Genomic DNA, 17,954 nt, shown 5'->3' with positions numbered 1-17,954 from the left:
AAAAGTCGCTCGATTAGTCGTCTAATGAGCGAAGTAGAGCATTAATGCCAACTTTCTCGCGAGTTTGCTGATCTACTTTTTTCACAATAATTGCTGCATACAGGCTATGAGATCCATCTTTACTTGGTAGTGATCCTGGTACTACCACCGCACCAGCTGGCACGCGACCATAATGGATTTCACCAGTTTCACGGTCGTAAATACGAGTACTTTGTGAAATATAAACACCCATGGAGATAACTGCACCTTCTTCAACAATCACACCTTCGACAATTTCAGAACGTGCACCGATGAAACAGTTATCTTCAATAATCGTTGGATTGGCTTGTAGCGGCTCCAATACGCCACCAATGCCCACACCACCAGATAGGTGTACGTTTTTACCGATTTGTGCACACGAGCCTACGGTTGCCCAAGTATCAACCATAGTGCCTTCATCAACATATGCGCCAATATTGACGTAGGACGGCATAAGTACCACGTTCTTACCCACAAAGCTGCCTTGACGCGCTACCGCGTTTGGTACCACGCGCATACCACCTTGTTGGAACTGCTCTGGCGTATAGTCTGAGAATTTTAATGGTACTTTATCGTAAAACTGGTTAACGCCATCGCTCATTGGTTGGTTGTCACGAATTCTAAAAGACAGCAGCACCGCCTTTTTCAACCATTGATGTACAACCCACTCACCACTAATTTTTTCAGCAACGCGCGCTGCACCTGAATCTAGCATTTCCAGTGCGTTGACAATCGCTTGTTTTACTTCGTCTGATACCGTGGTTGGAGTAATGGTATCGCGGTTTTCCCACGCGGTTTCAATAGTCGTTTTTAAATCAGACATAAATTCCTCGTTAATCTGTTTCAGCATTTAATTTTTTGAGTAGGGCACGATGAAGCTCAGCTTTTTGTACTTCATCCAGTGCCTTGTAATCTTTGTTTGAGACGACGAAAAAGTCTTCTGCGCGTTCGCCGACGGTTGTAATGCGCGCGGCATGAATATGTAGTGAATAGGCCTGAAATACCTCAGCAATTTTAGTCAGTAACCCCGGAATATCAATAGCCTGAATTTCAATTAGGCTGCGATCGTCGCGTGCGTGCGGGCGCAGTATAATTTTAGGTTTGATATTAAAGTCTTTAAACTTCTGTGAGCGGTTTTTCTTAACCCGGATCTTTCTTTTCGGATCTTTCAGTAAAGTTTCCAAGCCTTTTCTGATCCCCGCTGCACGGCCAGTACTGAGTGGGTCGCCATTCACTTCTAAGATAACAAAACTAAAGACAACATAGCCATCTTTTGTGGTCATGACCTGAGCATGCTGGATCTGCGCTTTTTTAGAACCAATTACACTGACCAGTTTGGCGAATAACGCAGATTCATAAGGACTGTATACGAATACTTGTGTCCCGCCATGCATAGGCTTGTCAGAGACGATCACGCTTGGCTGACTTAAATCATCAGACTGTAATAAGTGCTCAGTATGCCAAGAGATCTGCTGTTCACTAAAGGCGGTAAAATAATTGGCCTTAAAGCGTGACCAAATAAGGTCAATGTACTCTTCAAAGTAGCCCAAATTAATTAGCCGTTGCTTGGCTTGGCGTTTCTTATCACGGATCTGATCGCGCATATCCATTGGGTTTTCAAGGCCCAAGCGCAATGCCCGCTGAGTATGTAGATACAGCTCGCGTAAGAGCGTGTTTTTCCAGTCGTTCCAGAGGTTGTCGTTGGTGGCACGAATGTCGGCGACCGTTAAGCAATAGAGATAATCTAGCTGACGTTCGTTTTTCACTTTTTGTGCAAATTCAGCAATAACATCGGGATCATTAATATCTTTACGCTGGGCTGTGACAGACATCAATAGGTGATTTTGCACCAGCCAAGCTACCAATTTAGCGTCGGAAGCGGTAAAGCCGTGCATTTTGGTAAATGCCATGGCGTCAACGGCGCCAAGCTCGGAATGGTCGCCACCTCGACCTTTGGCAATATCGTGAAAGATCCCAGCTAAGTAAAGTAGCTCTGGCTTGTCCATGCGGGCAACAATCTCAGAACAAATCGGGAATTCACTAATATGCTCTTTATCGAAATAGCGGTAGATGTTATTGATGAGCTTATGGGTATGCTCATCCACTGTGTAGGCGTGAAACAGATCGAACTGCATTTGACCAAAAATATTACGCCACTGCGGTAAATAGGCCGCGATGATCCCGTGTTTATGCATCAGAGTAAACGCTCGGCCCATGCCATTAGGGTGTTTCAATAACCTTAAAAAAGCATCACGACAGCCTGCATAATCTTGCAGATCGCCTAATAAACGGCGTCTGACTTGGCGCATGGTACGGATGGTACTTGGGTCAATCTGATTAATTTTAGGATTGTCTGCAATATGTTCGAAAAGGACAAACAAATTCTCTCGACGGAAAAAGACCGAAGGGTTTTTCACGCGAATTTTGTTGCCAATACGTTCAAAGTTTCTGTCGAGTGGAGTCGCTTCTTGTTCCAACTGCTCAGGAAGAATGCTTTGTTCGAAATAGGAAAGCAGCATCTGGTTCATTTCGCGCACTCGGCTCATGATCCTAAATAAGCGTTTCATCATGCGTTCAACTGAAGCTTTACCTTCAGAGCCAAAACCGAGGAGTTCTGCGGCATGAGGTTGATGGTCAAACAGTAAGCGGTTCTCACTGCGACCAGCGGCCAGATGCAGTGCAAAGCGAATGTTCCAAAGGTTTTCGATACACTCTAACAGCTCTTGATATTCTTCATGGGTCAAATAACCGTGATTGATTAATTCTTCCAAAGTCTCAGCACGGAAGTGCTTTTTAGCCACCCAAAAAATGGTTTGAAGGTCGCGCAGGCCACCAGGATTTTCTTTAATGTTGGGCTCAAGGTTATAGGCGGTACCATGGCATTTTTTATGGCGAATATTCTGCTCGTTGACCTTGGCGATAAAAAAGTCACTGGATTGCCAAATAGGGGTTTCAACGATATGTCGTTTGAGTCGTTCATACTCAACATGGTTACCACAAATTAGGCGGCTTTCTAGCAGGCTAGTGGCAAAGTGAACGTCATTTTGTTTTTGTTCTAGGACTTGTTCATGGGTTCTCACGCTATGACCAATATCTAGACCTAAGTCCCATAAATAAGTGACAAAGCGCTCTAAACAGCTGGTCACTTCTTCACAGGGAACTGATTTGGTCAGCACCAAAAAATCGATATCAGAGAAAGGGTGTAACTCACCACGACCATAACCACCAATGGCGATTAACGACAAGTCTGGTTGGTGCGCCAGCCCGGTTTCATTAAACAGTTTAATCAACAATCGATCGATAAATTCGGCTCGAGAGTTAATTAGATTTCTAACGGGTTGCTTGGCAAATTGATTGCTTAACCATTTGTAGAAAAAAGCAAGACAATCACGGTAATCGGTAAGTTCTTGTGCTTCGTCAAGAAGCGTCTTCACTTTGTTCGGTAATGCCACTTAGGATCCTGTGTCATGCGCGCAAAAACAGTAGAGTCCTGTTTTACACTAAATAAATAAGAATTGCGAGTGACGGGGAGGTGAAGGGTCAAGGATTGGGCAACTAATCACTACGCGTAACTGATATCTAAACACAAGGGGTGCTGTAACAGCTGTTACGTGAGTTCTGCAATAAAAGAGCCAGCAATCTGGCTGGCTCTGATAAATGCTTTTGCAATTATGCTGAATGCGCAATAACGCGTTCTATCGTCTCGTCATTGCGTAGCGTTAAAATCTCAACGCCATTATCTGTGACAAGCAACGTGTGTTCCCACTGTGCTGAAAGGCTACGGTCTTTGGTAACTACAGTCCAATCATCTTTTAGTAGCTTACATTGGCGCTTACCTGCGTTAACCATAGGCTCGATAGTCAAACACATACCGGCTTTAAGTACTTCGCCAGTGCCCGGTTTGCCGTAGTGCATTACTTGCGGCTCTTCATGGAATTCTTTACCAATGCCGTGACCACAATATTCACGCACAATAGAGTAGTTAAAGCCTTCTGCATACTTTTGAATTGCAGCGCCAATATCACCCAAACGCACGCCCGGTTTTACCATTTTTATCGCAAGGTATAGGCTCTCTTGCGTGACTTCGCTTAAGCGCTTACCTTGGATAGTTGGTGTACCGACGTAAAACATCTTAGACGTATCACCATGATACCCATCTTTGATCACAGTGATGTCGATATTGATAATATCGCCTTCTTTTAGCGGTTTATCGTTTGGGATACCGTGACAGATAACGTGGTTAACTGAGGTACAAATAGACTTCGGAAAGCCGTGATAATTTAGCGGTGCAGGAACAGCACCTTGCTCATCAACAATGTAGTTGTGACAAATGGTGTTTAATTCGTCGGTGGTCACCCCTGGCTTAACATACGGCTCGATCATTTCCAGTACTTCCGCGGCTAAACGCCCGGCAACACGCATTTTTTCGATTTCTTCAGGGGTTTTGATCACAGCACTCATTTAGACTCCAAGTCAATTTAGATGAACATTTATTATGCACAAATTTTACGCATAAGATTGAGTTAATTCTTTATATATGGTATAAAGCGCGCCGTCTTTTTACAAATAATTCTTCCTCACACGATGAGAATGAATGTTTGTAGTTAAGACAACACACTTATTAATATTAACACACACACATATCGACACATACACTTGGGTGCATGCGGTTATAAAAACTTCGTGTTGGTGCTATGGGATATGTGGAGGCCTAACCCTAACTTTTAGAGGAAATATACAATGGCAAACGTTTCAATGCGCGATATGCTTCAAGCTGGTGTTCACTTCGGTCACCAAGCACGTTACTGGAACCCTAAGATGAAGCCGTTCATCTTCGGTGCACGTAACCGCGTTCATATCATCAACCTAGAAAAAACTGTTCCTATGTTCAACGATGCACTTAAGTTCTTACAGAACGTAGCATCTAACAAAGGCAAAATCCTTTTCGTAGGTACTAAGCGCGCTGCAAGCGAAGCAGTTAAAGAAGCGGCTATCCAAAGTGAGCAGTTCTACGTAAATCACCGTTGGTTAGGTGGTATGTTGACTAACTGGAAAACAGTTCGTCAATCAATCAAGCGTCTTAAAGAGCTTGAGACTCAAAGCCAAGACGGTACTTTCGAGAAGCTTACTAAGAAAGAAGCGCTAATGCTTACTCGTGAAATGCAAAAGCTTGAAAAAGGCCTTGGCGGTATCAAAGATATGGGTGGTCTTCCAGACGCTATCTTCGTTATCGACGCTGACCACGAGCACATCGCTATCCGTGAAGCTAACAACCTAGGTATCCCAGTAGTATCTGTTGTTGATACTAACTCTAACCCAGATGGTGTTGATTTCATCATCCCAGGTAACGACGACGCTATCCGTGCAATCCAGCTATACACTGGTGCAGTAGCGACTGCTATCACTGAAGGTCGTGAAAGCAACATCGTTGCTCAAGCAGAAAACGACGACTTCGTTGAAGCTGAGTAATTACCTGATTAGGTATTAGCTGTCATCAAGTCTTCATCAAATTATTGGTGAAGACTTGATATTCTTTATAAGCGATTAACTGCTTATCCCGTTGTTTGCCAAGCAGACCTTGAAAGATAACGGATTTTTATCAAATTGAGGCGAGCTGTACTTGATTTGATATTCAGCCAACCTAAGGTTGGTTTTATCAAGAACTGAATTCAGATTTGAGGATATTCTAATGGCTGTAACTGCTGCCCTAGTAAAAGAACTTCGTGAGCGCACTGGCGCTGGCATGATGGATTGTAAAAAAGCACTGACAGAAACTGGCGGTGATATCGATCAAGCAATCGAAAACATGCGTAAAAGTGGTGCTGCTAAAGCTGCTAAAAAAGCAGGCAACATCGCTGCTGAAGGTACAATCATCATCAAGCAAGGCGAAGGTTTTGCTGCACTAGTAGAAGTTAACTGTCAAACTGACTTCGTAGCAAAAGACGCAAGCTTCCTTGCATTTGCTAACGAAATTGCTGACACAGCTGTAGCTGAGCAACTAACTATCGAAGACTTACAAGCTAAGTTTGAAGAGACTCGTGTTGCACTAGTAGCTAAAATCGGTGAGAACATGAACATCCGTCGTGTTTCTTACATCCAAGGTGACAAGCTAGTTGCTTACCGTCACGGCGAGCGTATCGGTGTGGTTGTAGCTGGTGATGCTGACGAAGAAACACTTAAGCACGTTGCAATGCACGTTGCTGCTTCTAAGCCAGACTACCTAAACCCAGAAGACGTACCTGCTGAAGTAGTTGAAAAAGAAAAAGCGGTTCAAGTTGAAATCGCAATGAACGAAGGTAAGCCAGCTGAAATCGCTGAGAAGATGGTTGTTGGTCGTATGAAGAAGTTCACTGGTGAGATCTCTCTTACTGGTCAAGCTTTCATCATGGAACCTAAGAAATCAGTGGGTGACTACCTTAAAGAGAAGAATGCATCTGTTTCTTCATTCGTTCGCCTAGAAGTAGGTGAAGGTATCGAGAAGAAAGAAGAAGACTTCGCAGCAGAAGTTGCAGCACAAATCGCTGCAGCAAAAGGCCAGTAATCACTTATTGTGATGCCTAATGACGTAAAAGCTGACATTAGCTTTGCGTCATTGCTGAAAATTCTCTAAAATAACCGCGCATTTATGTCTAGCATAAGCGCGGTTATTTTTTACCTCACTTTTAATTGGCCCGGATATTATGACTATCAATAAAAAACCTGTTTTTAGACGCGTTCTTTTAAAGCTTAGTGGTGAAGCTTTAATGGGAGATGAAGGCTTTGGTATCGATCCAAAAGTATTGGATCGTATGGCACAAGAAATCAAAGAGTTAGTAGAGCTCGACGTAGAAGTAGGTTTGGTTATCGGTGGCGGTAACTTCTTACGTGGTGGTTCACTTGCAGAAGCGGGCATGAACCGAGTTGTGGGCGACCACATGGGCATGCTAGCGACCGTCATGAATGGCCTTGCGATGCGTGATGCGCTGCACCGTGCTTTTGTAAACGCACGTTTGATGTCTGCTATCCCGCTAAATGGTGTGTGTGATGCGTACAATTGGGCAGAAGCAATTAGCCTATTAAAATCTGGCCGTGTTGTTATTTTCTCAGCAGGTACGGGCAACCCATTCTTTACCACGGATTCAGCAGCATGTTTGCGCGGTATCGAGATTGAAGCGGATACCGTGATTAAAGCCACTAAGGTTGAAGGAGTATTTAGTGACGATCCGGTGAAAAACCCAGATGCTACGCTATACCGTACGTTGACTTACAACGAAGTGATCGACAAAGAATTGAAAGTGATGGATTTAGCTGCATTTACATTGGCACGTGACCACAATATGCCAATCAGCGTATTCAACATGAATAAACCAGGTGCATTGAAAAATGTCATCATGGGTGAAGAGGAAGGTACCCTTATCTCTTCTCAAGCAGCAGAATAATCTGACGACTATTTCAGCAACTCGTAGTTAAGTAGCGAATCTCTAAATTGCGAGTATAATCTGGCATAACAAGAACAGACTAGGAAAGTATTGTGATCGAAGATATTAAAAAAGACGCTCAAGAGCGCATGAAAAAAAGTGTGGCTGCACTTGGAAGCCAGCTTTCTAAAATCCGCACAGGTCGTGCACACCCTGCGCTACTAGATGGTATTTCTGTTTCTTACTACGGTGCAGATACACCGCTAAACCAAGTAGCAAACGTAACGACGGAAGACTCTCGTACACTGGCTATCAGCGTATTCGACAAATCGCTTGCACAAGCGGTAGAAAAAGCAATCATGTCTTCTGACTTAGGTTTAAACCCAATGTCAGCAGGTACTGTGATCCGTGTTCCACTTCCTCCACTAACAGAAGAACGTCGTAAAGATCTCATCAAGATCGTACGTGGTGAGGTTGAAGGTGGTCGTGTTGCAGTACGTAATATTCGCCGTGATGCAAACGGTGATATTAAATCATTGCTAAAAGACAAAGAAATTTCTGAAGACGAAGCGCGTCAAGCTGAAGATGATATCCAAAAATTGACTGACAAGTTCATCAAAGAAATGGATACGCAACTAAGCGCGAAAGAAGCTGAGTTGATGGAAATCTAAATGTCTATATCCTAGCGTTTATGTTTACGCACTGTTTACGTATTGCAGAAAATTCTGCTTTGTTTCTGAGCAGTTAGCGTTTTTTTGGCTAGGTACAATGACAAATTTATTAGGTTTGAAGCGCCGCCTAGGGTATACTAGGCGGCGTTTTTTTTCACTTAAATTGGAATTATGGTTTTAAAAGCAGAGGTTATTTCGCAGCAATCATTGCCAAAACATGTTGCGATAATAATGGATGGCAACGGTCGTTGGGCTCAAGCTCGCAGGCGTCCGCGCGCCTTCGGACACAAGAAGGGCGTAGATTCGGTTCGCAGTGCTGTACAATTCTGTTCCAAGTTAGGTATAGAGTCTTTGACGCTATTTGCCTTTAGTAGTGAAAACTGGCGTAGGCCAGAAGATGAAGTCAGCACGTTGATGGAATTATTTATTTATGTGTTGTCTAAAGAAGTTAAAAAATTACATAAGAACAACGTAAAGCTAACCATTATTGGCGATCTTTCTCGTTTTCCTGACAGCCTCCAACAGCGTGTTCATGAAGCTCAAATATTGACCCAGGACAATACAGGGCTTAACTTAAACATTGCAGCAAATTACGGTGGACGTTGGGATATCACACAAGCAGCACAACACCTCGCAAAACAAGTTGCAGCGGGTGAATTGCAACCAAGTGATATAACCGAAGATGCCTTGACAGAGCAGATGACGATGGCCGATCAAGCGAATCTCGACTTGCTGATCAGAACGGGAGGCGACTTCCGCATTAGTAACTTCTTGCTATGGCAAGCTGCGTATGCCGAACTCTATTTTACCGACACGCTTTGGCCTGATTTTGACGAGCAAGCATTCTCTGAAGCCATAGCTTGTTACGTGTCTAGAGAGCGACGCTTCGGATGCACAGGAGAGCAGATAAAGCAGCTCCTCGCAGAGAAAGACGCAACAAGTTAAGGGTTCAAATTTGTTAAAACAACGTATTCTAACGTCAGCGGTGCTTGCACCTCTGGCTCTACTTTTGGTGTTTTATACACCGCTGGCAATGTTTAGTACGATTGCCGCACTAATCGTTTTGCTTGGTGCATGGGAGTGGTCGGCGCTTGCAGGCCTATGTCAAAAGCGTCAGCGTTTTACTTTCGTTGGCGTCATGGCGGTGTTAATTCTATTGCTTAACACCCATTGGCCAATACAAGATTTATGGCAGCAAGGGCGCTTAGTCGCTGATGCTAATTATGTATTTACGTTAGCTTTTGCGTGGTGGTTGGTTGCCACTTTCTTAGTGGTTAAATACCCACGAGCAGCTCGTGCTTGGAATGAAGGGATCATGATGCGCTCCATCGCCGGTGTACTGACGCTAGTCCCTCTGTGGCTTGCGTTAAACGTGATGCGTAGTGCCGGATACGAAGATGGCGAGCACATAGGTTCAGTCCTTATCATGGTGGTATTGGGCATAGTGTGGAGTGCGGATATTGGCGCTTACTTCGCTGGAAAGAATTTAGGCAAGCATAAGCTCATGCCTAAAGTGAGCCCTAATAAAACGATTGAAGGTCTAGTTGGTGGTGTGATCACCGCGGTTGTTTTTGTGTTAGTGTTTTGTCACTTTGCTGCGATTGATCTCAATATGTGGCCTATTTATGCTGCAATGACCATTATTATCGCGCTATTTTCTGCTGTTGGTGATTTGCTTGAAAGTATGTTTAAGCGCGAAGTAGGTCTTAAAGATTCTGGCCGTTGTTTGCCAGGTCACGGCGGTATCCTTGATCGCATTGATAGTTTAACGGCTGCAGCCCCCATTTTTGCTTTTTGCTACGCTTGGACGGTTGTGCTATGAGCGAGCAAAACTTGGTAGTGCTGGGAGCGACAGGCTCTATTGGACTATCAACCTTAGACGTCGTCAGCCGCAATAAAGAACAATATCGTATATTTGCCTTAGTCGCAGGGCAAAATGCGGAAAAGATGGCTGAGCTTTGTTTACGTCATCGGCCCAAATACGCGGTTATGAGCACTGAGCACGCAGCTCAGCAACTTTCTCAACGTTTGACGGGCACTACCACCGAAGTACTCCATGGCGTTGAAGCAATGGCCGAGATGGCTCGCCACGTAGATGTGGATATCGTGATGTCCGCAATCGTTGGTGCAGCAGGGTTGTTACCGACTTTAGCGGCAGTCGAGGCGGGTAAAAAAGTGTTGCTGGCGAATAAAGAGTCGTTAGTAATGAGTGGCCAGCTGTTTATGGATAAAGTAAAAGCGCATGGTGCGACTTTACTCCCTATCGACAGTGAGCATAATGCCATTTATCAGTGTCTACCAACGACCATACAAACTGGACAATCTTCAAATCTAAGTCACAGCGGTGTTAGTAAGATTTTATTAACCGGTTCAGGTGGACCTTTCTTGCAGCGTTCATTGGCTACCTTAGCTTCAGTAACGGTAGAAGAAGCGGTTGCGCATCCTAATTGGTCTATGGGCAGAAAAATCTCTGTCGACTCTGCGACCATGATGAATAAAGGGCTAGAGTTTATTGAGGCTAAGTGGTTATTTAACTGCTCAGCTGACGATATTGAAGTGGTGATCCACCCACAAAGTATGATCCACTCTATGGTGCAGTATCGCGATGGCTCGGTGCTGGCACAAATGGGGCAGCCAGACATGCGAACGCCGATTGCATATGGGCTTGCCTATCCTGAAAGAATTGACGCGGGCGTCGAGCCATTAGATTTTTCTCAGATTGTCGATTTCACTTTTACCAAACCAGATTTTAACCGTTATCCCAACCTCAAATTAGCGATTGACGCCTGTCGTAGTGGTCAGGCCGCAACAACAACAGTGAATGCTGCAAATGAAATTGCCGTTGCGGCATTTTTAGAGGGTAAGATTGGGTTTTGTGATATCTATCGAGTCAATGCCTTAACGCTTGAGCAAAGTGCGCTAAGCGTATTAGAATCTGTTGAGTCTATTATGGAAACAGACCAAACTGCCCGCCACCGAGCGCAGCAAATTATCGCCACATTGAGGTAACCATGTTTGAATTTTTCTGGCACTTAGGCTCATTTATTCTTGCTTTAGGGATTTTAGTTACCGTTCATGAATATGGCCATTTTTGGGTTGCCAGAAAAGCCGGCGTTAAGGTCTTACGTTTTTCTATCGGTTTTGGTAAGCCTTTAGTTAAGTGGTATGACAAACATCAAACTGAATACGTTATCGCCGCAATTCCACTTGGCGGCTATGTCAAAATGCTCGATGAACGCGTTGACGATGTGCCAGAGCAGGAGCGTCACCTCGCCTTCAATAATAAGCCAGTACTTTCTCGTATCGCTGTGGTAGCTGCAGGCCCCATTGCGAACTTTTTGTTTGCTATTGTCGCGTTAGCGGCAATGTATATGGTAGGGGTTCAATCAGTAAAACCCGTCGTTGGTAGTGTGACACCAACCAGTATCGCAGCGGATGCTGGATTTCAATCAGGCGACCATATCATTGCACTGAATGATGAGTTAGTGCACTCATGGCAGGACGTCACATTCGAATTAATGGCGCATTTGGGTGAACCATCCTTGGTTGCCAAAGTACAAGATGAAAAAGGTAGTTTGGCGATCCGTACGCTACATTTGAGCGATTGGAAGCTGGAAAAGCAGGACGAAGCGCCGCTGACCTCAGTCGGCATTACGCCATATAGACCGCCGCTGACACTGCAGCTCGGTTATATCGAAGAAGGAGCCGCCGCTGACAAAGGTGGCTTACAAGTGGAAGATACGCTAGTTGCGATAAATGGTGACAAATTGACATCTTGGCAACAGCTGGTGAGCCGAGTTCAAAAATCGGCAAATCAAGCCATAAGCATTGATATTCTGCGCGATGGTCAGCCACAAACCCTAACAATAACCCCTCAGGCGAAAACTTCACCAGAAGGTGTCGTACAAGGCTACTTGGGCGTTGTGCCTGTGATGGAAAAGTGGCCAAATGGTTATATTGAAACTAGACAATACGGCATCCTAGATAGTATGGTGCTTGGCATTCGTAAAACTTACGACTTGATTGCCTTAAGTTTCGACATGATCGGCAACTTAATCACGGGCCAAGTCTCGGTAAAAAACTTAAGCGGGCCTGTGGGGATCGCGGTTAGTGCCGGAAATAGTGTTAGTTACGGGTTAGTTGCATTTTTAGGCTTCTTAGCGCTTATCAGCGTGAATTTAGGAGTTTTTAACTTATTACCGCTCCCTGTCCTAGATGGTGGGCATTTAATGTATTACTTAATTGAACTAATTCGCAGAAAACCAGTCTCTGAAAAGACACAAGAGTTTGGGTTTAAGATTGGAGCAGCGCTTCTTCTTGCCTTAACGTTTTTTGCACTATTTAATGATGTTTCTCGGCTTTAAGCCGTGCGGTGCTAAAAAGCGCACATTATATGCAGTTTAAATGTTTGCATTTTTGTTCAAGCATACAACGGATAACATAATACAAAAGCTGTAACGTTTGAATGTTGTGATGTAATGGGCCTTAGCGTATCGCGCCAAAATTGTTGTAAAGGATAAAGATAATAAAATGCCTATAAAAAAACACATTGCAGTAACCAGTTTACTGGGCGCTAGTTTTGCTGCCTTAGGGCAAAACTCCTTTATCGTAGAAGATTTAAAAGTAGAAGGGCTGCAGCGCGTTGCACTAGGTGCTGCATTGACACATATTCCGATCAACGTTGGTGACAATGTCGATCAGTTTACTATTTCACGCACAATCAAGGCGTTGTACAAGTCTGGCCACTTTGACAACATTGCGGTATTCCGTGATGGTAATCAGATTATTTTTAAGGTTAAAGAACGTCCAACTATCAGCTCAATCGAATTTGATGGCAACAAAGACATCAAAGACGAACAGCTAAACGAGAGTTTAGAGCAGCAAAATATTCGCCAAGGTGAACCGTTAGACAGAACTGTACTCGATAGTATCGAAAAAGGCTTAACGGAATTCTTCCACAGTATTGGTAAATACAACGCTAAGGTTGAGGTGAGCATTGTTGAATTGCCACGTAACCGTGTGAAGCTGATGCTGAAGTTTGAAGAGGGTGATGCTGCTTCTGTACGTCAAATTAACCTTGTTGGTAATGAGCTGTTCTCGGACGAAGAACTTCTTAACCTAATTGAATCTCAGCAGGACTTGCCTTGGTGGCGCTTCCTATCTAATGACCGTTATCAAAAGCAAACCATTGAAGGCGATTTAGAAAAGATCCGCAGTTTTTACCTAGACCGTGGTTATTTACGTTTTAACATCGATTCAACGCAGGTTTCAGTAAGCCCAGAACGTGAATCAGTTTATGTTACGGCAAACATCACCGAAGGTGAAAAATATACCGTTAAAGGGTTTGATTTCATTGGTGACTTATTAGGTCGTGAAGATTTAATTAAGGGCATAGTGCCACTTCGCGCTGGTGAGCTTTACAACGGCTCAGTTGTAACGGCAACTGAAGACTTCATTAAGAGCTATTTGGCTCGTTTTGGATATGCCAATGCAGAAGTACGAACCGTTCCAGAAATCGATGACGAAAACAAAGAAGTACAATTAACACTATCTGTTGATCCTGGAAAGCGCGTATATGTACGTCGTATCGTGGTGAACGGTAACCAAAATACAGCAGACGAGGTATTACGTCGTGAAATGACGCAGCTTGAAGGTGCGTGGTTGTCTAACCAAAACCTAGAGCGTTCAAAGCTTCAAATTCAACGTTTGCCATATATGGAATCGGTAGAGTTTGAAGTGAAGCCAATTCCAGGCGTTGAAGATCAGGTTGATGTTGACTTTAAAGTAAAAGAACAGCCTGCAGGTAGTTTCCAAGCAGGTGTTGCTTATGGTTCTTATGCCGGTCTTCAGTTTAACATTGGTGTTAGTGAGTCAAACTTCCTAGGATCTGGTAACCAAGTTGCTTTCAATATTAACACTTCGCGTGGTTCAGAGCGTTATAGTGTATCTTATACCGATCCTTACTTTACGCCTGATGGCGTGTCGCAAGGCAGCAGTATATTCTATAGTAAGTTCGATGCAAGTGAGTTTGGGATTGTAGATTATAAATCGACGAGCTACGGTATCGGCACTAACTTTGGTTTCCCAATCAATGCTATCAATCGTGTTAACTTCGGTATTCGTTGGATTGAAGAAAGTCTTTCGCAAATTTCAGACTTTGAACAAACACGAGTACTTCGTGAGAGCTTCTTAAACGAAAGCGATCCAAATGCAGATTATGATTTTACTAAATATGAGTTAAGTGCAGGTTGGTCACGTGTAACGGTTAACCGTGGTATGTTCCCAACAGCAGGTTCTCGTCAAAGCTTGAACTTAAGTGTTACCACGCCAAACTCAGATCTTAATTTCTTCAAGATTAATTACGATTCACGTTTTTACTGGCCAATCAGTAATGACCATCGTTGGGTATTCTCAGCGAGAGCGGGTTTAGGCTATGGTAACGGCTATGGCGAGACGAATGGCTTTGAGCAAGTATTGCCATTCCAAGAGTTCTTCCGTATTTCAGAGCAAGAACTGCGTGGTTTTGACCGAAACACGATTCTACCTCGAGCGGTACAGCGTGCGCCTAAGTGTATTCCGGGCACACCTAAACCAGATGGTACATCAGGTAGCTGTATTGGCGGCGATCAGCAATTTGATACGCTAAATCTAGGTGGTCGTATCGGTGGTAACGCAAAAGCACTAGCAGGTCTTGAGCTTATCGTACCAACGCCATTCCTAGACGAAGAAAATACGAGTTCAGTAAGAACGAGTTTCTTCGTCGATGCGGCAAACGTTTGGGATACGGAGTTTGATGTAGACCGTTATAACAACTTGCCAGAAGATCAATACAATCTACTTTCTGATTTCTCTGATCCATCAAGGTTCAGAGTATCAACGGGTTTATCGATTCAGTGGATCTCGCCTATGGGGCCTATGCTGATCAGTTTCGCTTACCCACTTAAAAAAGAAGAAGAAGACGATACGAAGACGATCAGCTTCAATATCAGTAATACATTCTAAGGAGTTTTATTGTGAAAAAATTTATTAAATCATCAACACTAGCCATGACTGCAGCACTAATGATGGGTGCTTCAGGTAGCGCATTTGCACACAAAGTAGGCATCGTAGACATGCAGGAAGTGTATAAGCAAATTCCACAAATGGCGAAAATTGAACAGACACTACAAGCTGAGTTCGCTGAGCGTCGTCAAGAGCTTGAAAAAATTCAAGGTGACATTCGTTTCGAAGCTGAAAAATTTAAGCGCGAAGCGACGACAATGAGTGAAGAGCAAAAAGAAGCGCTTCGTGAGAAGATCCAAGGCATGCAAAAGACACTTGCTGAAAAAGGTCGTCCACTAGAGCAAGAAATTAAAGTTCGTCAAAACCAAGAGCTTGCTAAAGTACAAAAGCTAATCGTAGATGCGATTGAGTCTGTTGCTAAAAAAGGTAAGTTTGACGAAGTTAAAGTAAAAGATACGACAATTTACTTCAATCCTGATAAAGTAGCCGACCTTTCTGAAGAAGTGGTAAAAGCGGTTAGCAATAAGTAATGACAAAACTTCACACCTTATCTCAACTTGCTGAGTATCTAGGTGCTCAGCTGCAAGGTGATGGCGATAAATCAATTCGAAATATCGCCACTCTCGCGCAGGCAAAAGACGACCAAATCGCGTTTTTAGCCAACAGCAAATACCGTGGTCAGCTTGAAAGCACGACTGCGGGGGCCGTGATCTTGAGTGAAAAAGACGCGGATTATTTTGCGGGTAATAAACTCATTATCGCAGATCCTTATGTAGCCTATGCAAAACTTGCACAGAAGCTAGACTCAACCCCTAGCGCAGCATCAGGGGTTCATCGTACAGCAGTTATCTCTGATACCGCAACACTTGGTGCAAACGTCAGTGTGGGTGCGAACGCTGTAATTGAGGATGGCGCTGTGATTGGTGATGATGTTGAGATAGGGCCAGGCTGTTTCATTGGAAAACATGCCAAAATAGGCGCAAAGACTAAACTCTGGGCAAACGTAACCGTCTATCATGAAGTGCAGATAGGCGAACAATGTCTATTCCAGTCAGGTGCCGTAATAGGAAGTGATGGTTTTGGCTACGCCAACGAGAAAGGCGAGTGGGTTAAAATCCCTCAAGTTGGCACCGTAATTATTGGCGACCGTGTCGAAGTTGGCGCGAGTACTTCTATTGATAGAGGCGCGCTAGAAGACACCATTATTCATAGCAACGTCATTTTAGATAACCAGATCCAAATTGCCCATAACGTTGAAGTTGGTTACGGTACAGCCATCGCAGGCTGCACGGTACTGGCGGGCAGTGTGAAAATCGGTAAGTACTGCCAAATTGGTGGCATGACAGCAATCAATGGTCACAACGAAATTTGTGATGGGGTTGTCATTACTGGTATGAGCATGGTTACTAAAGGAATTACTGAGCCAGGGATCTATTCTTCTGGTTTACCTCACCAAACGAATAAAGAGTGGCGTAAGTCTATTGCACACTTACGCAATTTATCTGACTTTAAGTCGCGCCTGAAGGCACTTGAGCTGCTGACAGCACAGCTTAAAGATACTGATGTAGAATAAGGAAGCTATTTTGGCTAACGAATTAAACAGCTTTGATATCCAAGAGATTTTAAAACTTCTTCCGCACCGCTACCCAATGTTGCTTGTTGACAAAGTGGTAGACTTTAAGCCAGGTGAACATCTTCACGCGATTAAAAACGTGACGATTAATGAGCCTATTTTCACGGGTCACTTCCCAGAGCAACCAATTTTCCCAGGTGTGTTGATCCTAGAAGCGATGGCTCAGGCAACAGGTTTACTTGGTTTTAAAACGGTCGAGAATCGCAGCGAGAATGAACTATACTTATTTGCGGCGATTGATAATGCACGTTTCAAACAACCTGTTCTACCGGGTGACACGATGCATTTGCATGTTAAGTTCGAAAAAGAACGCCGTAATATCTGGAAATTCAGTGCTGAAGCTAAAGTAGAAGGCAAAACTGTGTGTTCAGCTGAAATTATGTGTGCTAGAAGAGAGTTTTAATGGCTATTCATCCTACCGCAATTATCGAATCAGGCGCGCGTTTAGGCGAGAATGTTTCTGTAGGCCCTTATAGTTATATTGGTAATGACGTTGTCATTGGTGATAACTGTAAGATTGAATCACATGTAGTGATCAAAGGCCCATCTGAGATTGGTTCAGGCAATCACATTTTCCAATTCGCGTCAGTAGGGGAAGCCTGCCAAGATAAAAAGTACAAGGATGAACCAACCAAGCTAATTATTGGTGATAACAACGTTATTCGTGAGTGTGCGACTATCCATCGTGGCACAATTCAAGACGAAGGGATCACTCGAATTGGTAGCAACAACTTATTTATGGCTTACACCCATGTGGCACACGACGCAGTCATTGGCAGCAATGTGATTTTCGCTAACAATGCGAGTGTAGCCGGACATGTACATATCGGTGACTGGGTTATCCTTGCGGGTAATTCAGGTGTACACCAATTTTGTAAAGTGGGTTCACATGCCTTTATTGGTATGTACTCGGGTGTGAACCAAGACGTGCCGCCATTTGTTACAACGACTGGCACGCCAGCAAGACCCGTTGCAATTAATACTGAAGGCTTAAAGCGTCGCGGCTTTGAGTCTGATGAAATCATGGCAACAAGACGCGCATACAAAACGTTGTTCCGTAAGGGACTGCGTTTAGAAGATGCGTTAGAAGCGCTAAAAGAAGATGCTTCTGAGTTCGCAGCAGTTCAACAAATGATTGATTTTATTGCGACTTCTAATCGTGGTTTGATCCGCTAAACTTGAACCGCAATACAGGTTATACTTACGCCATACATTTTGTATGGCGTTTTTTAT

Annotated in this window: 16 protein-coding genes; 13 read left to right on the top strand and 3 right to left on the bottom strand. The window is 43.9% G+C overall.

From position 1 onward, the window contains the following. Positions 1-13: 13 nt before the first annotated feature. The 3 genes from dapD to map form a co-directional block, all read right to left on the bottom strand. Positions 14-841 (bottom strand): 2,3,4,5-tetrahydropyridine-2,6-dicarboxylate N-succinyltransferase, encoded by an 828-nt coding sequence (gene dapD / locus JJQ94_RS17450; RefSeq protein ID WP_010606766.1) that lies wholly within the window; start codon positions 839-841, stop codon positions 14-16. 10 nt (positions 842-851) lie between these two features. Next, the gene (gene glnD, locus JJQ94_RS17445; RefSeq protein ID WP_099029289.1) at positions 852-3,470 is read right to left on the bottom strand and encodes a [protein-PII] uridylyltransferase; all 2,619 of its coding nucleotides are present in this window, start codon (positions 3,468-3,470) and stop codon (positions 852-854) included. Between the two features lie 217 nt (positions 3,471-3,687). Continuing rightward, the gene (map, locus tag JJQ94_RS17440; RefSeq protein WP_099029288.1) at positions 3,688-4,479 is read right to left on the bottom strand and encodes a type I methionyl aminopeptidase; all 792 of its coding nucleotides are present in this window, start codon (positions 4,477-4,479) and stop codon (positions 3,688-3,690) included. Between the two features lie 279 nt (positions 4,480-4,758). Between map and rpsB the strand changes: the two genes are divergently transcribed. The 13 genes from rpsB to lpxA all read left to right on the top strand — a co-directional run bounded on the left by rpsB (position 4,759) and on the right by lpxA (position 17,897). Continuing rightward, the gene (rpsB, locus tag JJQ94_RS17435) at positions 4,759-5,487 is read left to right on the top strand and encodes a 30S ribosomal protein S2 (RefSeq protein ID WP_010371318.1); all 729 of its coding nucleotides are present in this window, start codon (positions 4,759-4,761) and stop codon (positions 5,485-5,487) included. Between the two features lie 220 nt (positions 5,488-5,707). Next, positions 5,708-6,559, top strand: coding sequence for a translation elongation factor Ts (gene tsf, locus JJQ94_RS17430; RefSeq protein ID WP_099029287.1), 852 nt, complete (start codon positions 5,708-5,710; stop codon positions 6,557-6,559). Between the two features lie 139 nt (positions 6,560-6,698). After that, on the top strand, positions 6,699-7,436 hold the full coding sequence (gene pyrH / locus JJQ94_RS17425) for a UMP kinase (RefSeq protein ID WP_010371324.1): 738 nt from the start codon (positions 6,699-6,701) through the stop codon (positions 7,434-7,436). Positions 7,437-7,528: 92 nt separating this feature from the next. Continuing rightward, a complete protein-coding gene (gene frr / locus JJQ94_RS17420) occupies positions 7,529-8,086 on the top strand; it encodes a ribosome recycling factor (protein WP_010371327.1) in 558 nt (185 codons plus the stop codon). A 171-nt stretch (positions 8,087-8,257) separates the two neighbouring features. After that, on the top strand, positions 8,258-9,031 hold the full coding sequence (locus JJQ94_RS17415) for an isoprenyl transferase (RefSeq protein ID WP_099029286.1): 774 nt from the start codon (positions 8,258-8,260) through the stop codon (positions 9,029-9,031). A gap of 10 nt (positions 9,032-9,041) precedes the next feature. Beyond that, a complete protein-coding gene (locus tag JJQ94_RS17410; RefSeq protein ID WP_017216091.1) occupies positions 9,042-9,908 on the top strand; it encodes a phosphatidate cytidylyltransferase in 867 nt (288 codons plus the stop codon). Then, on the top strand, positions 9,905-11,095 hold the full coding sequence (gene ispC / locus JJQ94_RS17405) for a 1-deoxy-D-xylulose-5-phosphate reductoisomerase (protein ID WP_099029285.1): 1,191 nt from the start codon (positions 9,905-9,907) through the stop codon (positions 11,093-11,095). The genes JJQ94_RS17410 and ispC overlap by 4 nt, the downstream gene beginning before the upstream one ends. Before the next feature lie 2 nt (positions 11,096-11,097). Then, on the top strand, positions 11,098-12,450 hold the full coding sequence (gene rseP / locus JJQ94_RS17400) for a sigma E protease regulator RseP (protein WP_099029284.1): 1,353 nt from the start codon (positions 11,098-11,100) through the stop codon (positions 12,448-12,450). A gap of 166 nt (positions 12,451-12,616) precedes the next feature. Continuing rightward, entirely contained in the window at positions 12,617-15,088 is a 2,472-nt protein-coding gene (gene bamA, locus JJQ94_RS17395) for an outer membrane protein assembly factor BamA (protein ID WP_099029283.1), read from the top strand. 11 nt (positions 15,089-15,099) lie between these two features. Next, positions 15,100-15,618, top strand: coding sequence for an OmpH family outer membrane protein (locus JJQ94_RS17390; protein WP_010371344.1), 519 nt, complete (start codon positions 15,100-15,102; stop codon positions 15,616-15,618). Next, positions 15,618-16,661, top strand: a complete 1,044-nt coding sequence (gene lpxD / locus JJQ94_RS17385; RefSeq protein ID WP_039497143.1) for a UDP-3-O-(3-hydroxymyristoyl)glucosamine N-acyltransferase — start codon at positions 15,618-15,620, stop codon at positions 16,659-16,661. Before JJQ94_RS17390 ends, lpxD begins: the two co-directional genes overlap by 1 nt. A gap of 10 nt (positions 16,662-16,671) precedes the next feature. After that, the gene (fabZ, locus tag JJQ94_RS17380) at positions 16,672-17,124 is read left to right on the top strand and encodes a 3-hydroxyacyl-ACP dehydratase FabZ (protein WP_099029282.1); all 453 of its coding nucleotides are present in this window, start codon (positions 16,672-16,674) and stop codon (positions 17,122-17,124) included. Then, entirely contained in the window at positions 17,124-17,897 is a 774-nt protein-coding gene (gene lpxA, locus JJQ94_RS17375; RefSeq protein ID WP_017216085.1) for an acyl-ACP--UDP-N-acetylglucosamine O-acyltransferase, read from the top strand. Before fabZ ends, lpxA begins: the two co-directional genes overlap by 1 nt. The last annotated feature ends 57 nt before the right edge of the window (positions 17,898-17,954 follow it).

This window comes from Pseudoalteromonas sp. GCY, from assembly GCF_016695175.1.
Classification (GTDB): Bacteria; Pseudomonadota; Gammaproteobacteria; order Enterobacterales; family Alteromonadaceae; genus Pseudoalteromonas.
This window is presented reverse-complemented; position numbering and strand designations above follow the sequence as displayed.

Coding starts and splice junctions, on each gene's coding strand:
- dapD (WP_010606766.1), bottom strand. CDS start 841: ATGTCTGATTTAAAAACGACTATTGAAACCGCGTGGGAAAACCGCGAT.
- map (WP_099029288.1), bottom strand. CDS start 4,479: ATGAGTGCTGTGATCAAAACCCCTGAAGAAATCGAAAAAATGCGTGTT.
- rpsB (WP_010371318.1), top strand. CDS start 4,759: ATGGCAAACGTTTCAATGCGCGATATGCTTCAAGCTGGTGTTCACTTC.
- tsf (WP_099029287.1), top strand. CDS start 5,708: ATGGCTGTAACTGCTGCCCTAGTAAAAGAACTTCGTGAGCGCACTGGC.
- pyrH (WP_010371324.1), top strand. CDS start 6,699: ATGACTATCAATAAAAAACCTGTTTTTAGACGCGTTCTTTTAAAGCTT.
- JJQ94_RS17415 (WP_099029286.1), top strand. CDS start 8,258: ATGGTTTTAAAAGCAGAGGTTATTTCGCAGCAATCATTGCCAAAACAT.
- ispC (WP_099029285.1), top strand. CDS start 9,905: ATGAGCGAGCAAAACTTGGTAGTGCTGGGAGCGACAGGCTCTATTGGA.
- rseP (WP_099029284.1), top strand. CDS start 11,098: ATGTTTGAATTTTTCTGGCACTTAGGCTCATTTATTCTTGCTTTAGGG.
- bamA (WP_099029283.1), top strand. CDS start 12,617: ATGCCTATAAAAAAACACATTGCAGTAACCAGTTTACTGGGCGCTAGT.
- lpxD (WP_039497143.1), top strand. CDS start 15,618: ATGACAAAACTTCACACCTTATCTCAACTTGCTGAGTATCTAGGTGCT.
- lpxA (WP_017216085.1), top strand. CDS start 17,124: ATGGCTATTCATCCTACCGCAATTATCGAATCAGGCGCGCGTTTAGGC.